Source organism: Micrococcus sp. APC 4021 (genome assembly GCF_030407635.1).
Lineage (GTDB): Bacteria > Actinomycetota > Actinomycetes > Actinomycetales > Micrococcaceae > Micrococcus > Micrococcus luteus.
Genome location: NZ_JASDCZ010000179.1, coordinates 1 through 2866, shown reverse-complemented (window position 1 = coordinate 2866; position 2866 = coordinate 1). Strand labels below are relative to the sequence as shown.

Sequence of the window (2866 nt, the reverse complement as noted above, 5' to 3'; positions counted from 1 at the left end):
CCGAGCACACCCCCGCCCCCGCCGACCTCGACCCGACGGTCGCCGCGATCGCGGAGGACATCGTCACCGAGGACGCCGCCCCCGTGGCCCCCGAGCAGACCTTCGCCGACTTCGGGGTGCACCCCAAGATCGTCGAGGCCCTGGAGGCCAAGGGCATCGTCCACCCCTTCCCCATCCAGGCCATGACCCTGCCGGTCGCCCTCGGCGGCCACGACATCATCGGCCAGGCCAAGACCGGCACCGGCAAGACCCTCGGCTTCGGCATCCCCGCGCTACAGCGCGCCATCGGCCCGGGCGAGCCCGGCTGGGACGGCCTCGAGGCCAAGGGCACCGCGGGCGCCCCGCAGGCCCTGATCGTCGCCCCGACGCGCGAGCTCGCCGTCCAGGTGGCCGGCGACCTCACGGCCGCCGCGGCCCGGCGCCCCCTGCGCATCGCCACCATCTACGGCGGCCGCGCCTACGAGCCGCAGATCGAGGAGCTGCAGCGCGGCGTCGAGATCGTCGTCGGCACCCCCGGCCGCCTCATCGACCTGATGCGCCAGCGCCACCTGCGCCTGGACCTGGTGAACACGGTGGTGCTGGACGAGGCCGACGAGATGCTGGACCTCGGCTTCCTCCCCGACGTCGAGACCCTGCTCGCCGCCGTCCCGGCCGTGCGTCAGACCATGCTGTTCTCGGCCACCATGCCGGGTCCCGTGGTCGCGATGGCGCGCCGCTACATGACGCAGCCGACCCACATCCGCGCGGCGGACCCGGAGGACGAGGGCCTGACGAAGAAGGACATCCGTCAGCTCGTCTACCGCGCCCACCACATGGACAAGGACGAGCTCGTGGCCCGCGCCCTGCAGGCCGAGGGCCGCGGCCGGACCATCATCTTCACGCGCACCAAGCGCACGGCAGCCCGCGTGGCGGACGAGCTGACGGCGCGCGGCTTCGCGGCCGGCGCGCTGCACGGCGACCTCGGCCAGGGCGCCCGCGAGCAGGCGCTGCGCGCGTTCCGCAACGGCAAGGTGGACATCCTCGTGGCCACCGACGTCGCGGCGCGCGGCATCGACGTCGACGACGTCACCCACGTGTTCAACTTCCAGGCGCCGGAGGACGAGAAGACCTACGTGCACCGCGTGGGCCGCACGGGCCGCGCCGGCAACAAGGGCGTGGCGGTGACCCTCGTGGACTGGGAGGACATGCCGCGCTGGTCCCTGATCGACAAGGCGCTCGGCCTCGGCCAGCCCGAGCCGGTGGAGACCTACTCCTCCTCCCCGCACCTGTTCTCCGACCTCGACATCCCGAAGGGCACGAAGGGCCGCCTGCCCCAGGCCAAGCGCGTGCTCGAGGGCCTCGAGGGCGAGACGCTCGAGGACCTCGGCGGACCCGAGGCGAAGCAGCGCGACGGCGGCCGCGGACGGGGTCGCGACGGCGGCCGGTCCCGTGACGGCGAGCGCGGCGGCCGAGGCCGGGGCGGGCGCTCCGGCGAGGGCCGTGACCGGGCGCGCGGCGGAGGCCGTGGCGAACGGACCGAGCGTTCTCCTCGCGGTCGTGACGAGGCGCGCGCCGAGGGCCGCGGGCGTGGTGAGGCACCCGCCGAGCAGCGCGCCGAGGGCCGGGGCCGTGGTCGCGGCGAGGGCCGCGAGCGCACCGCCTCACGCCCCGAGACCCCCGCGGCCCGGACGCCGGAGCCGGTGGCCGGCGTCGAGCTCACGGAGGCCCGCCGGGCCGAGCGCGCCGAGGCCCGGGCCGAGGCCCGTCGTCGCCGGGGCGGCCGCACCCGCACGCGCCGCAGCAACGGCGAGGTCGTGGACGGCTGACCCTCCCTTCCGGGCCCCCGGGAGTCTTCTGCACGAATGACCCTTCTGACCGCCGTGCAGGCGGCCGGAAGGGTCATTCGCGCAACGGATCCTCCGCCGTCGCCCGGGCCGTCCGGGCTCAGCCGCGGATGATCGCCGTGCCGGTGCCCTGCCGCTCGATCTCGGCGAGCACCTCCGCGCCCGTGGTGTGCTCGCCGATCGGATTGGGCTTGCCGGTGCCGTGGTAGTCGGACGAGCCGGTGACGAACAGCCCGTGCCGGTCCGCGAACGCGCGCAGCCAGGTGCGCTCCTCCGCCGGGTTGTCCCGGTGCTCGACCTCGACCCCCGCCAGTCCGGCCTCGGCCATCTGCTCGAACACCTCGTCGCCCACCACGCGGCCCCGCATGCGCGCCCGGGGATGCGCGAACACCGGCACCCCACCGGCGGCCCGGATGAGCGCGACCGCCTCGGCCGGGTCCGGGGCGAAGTGCGGCACGTAGTACTTGGACCGGCCGGCGAGGATCTCCCGGAACGCCGCGGACCGGTCCGGGACGGCCCCGATCGTCACGAGGGCGTCGGCCAGGTGGGGCCGGCCGATCGTCGCGTTCTCCGCCGCGTGCTCCTGGACCAGCTCCCACGTGATCGGGAAGTCCGCCCCCAGCCGCCGCACCATCTCCTGCGCCCGGATCAGCCGCGCGTCGCGGGCCAGGCCGACCTCCCGCAGCAGGGCGGGGTCCTCGGGGTCGTGCAGGTAGCTGAGCACGTGCACGCTCACGCCGTCGGCGGAGGTGCAGGACATCTCCATGCCGGGCACGAGCGTCAGCCCGGTCTCCCGCGCGGCGTGGGCGGCCTCGGCCCAGCCGGCGGTCGTGTCGTGGTCGGTGAGCGCGAGGCCGTCCAGCCCGGCCCGCGCCGCCGCACGCACCACGTCGGCCGGCGGCTCGGTGCCGTCGGACTCGGTCGAGTGCGTGTGCAGGTCGTAGCGGGCCATGGCGGCCATGGTACCGACGACCCGCGCGCGGCGGCCCCGACCCGCCCGCGCCCACCGGTGCCATGATGGAGGGCATGACCGATGCCGCACA

At 75.6% G+C, this 2866-nt stretch carries 2 protein-coding genes; one reads left to right on the top strand and one right to left on the bottom strand.

Features of this window, described 5'->3' with window-relative positions:
• Positions 1 to 47 precede the first annotated feature (47 nt).
• Positions 48 to 1805: a DEAD/DEAH box helicase gene (locus QL983_RS10890; protein ID WP_290152978.1), complete on the top strand. Its 1758-nt coding sequence runs from the start codon at positions 48 to 50 to the stop codon at positions 1803 to 1805.
• Positions 1806 to 1923: 118 nt separating this feature from the next.
• Here QL983_RS10890 and QL983_RS10885 read toward each other — a convergent pair whose 3' ends face one another.
• Entirely contained in the window at positions 1924 to 2784 is an 861-nt protein-coding gene (locus QL983_RS10885; RefSeq protein WP_049147253.1) for a PHP domain-containing protein, read from the bottom strand.
• Between the last annotated feature and the right edge of the window lie 82 nt (positions 2785 to 2866).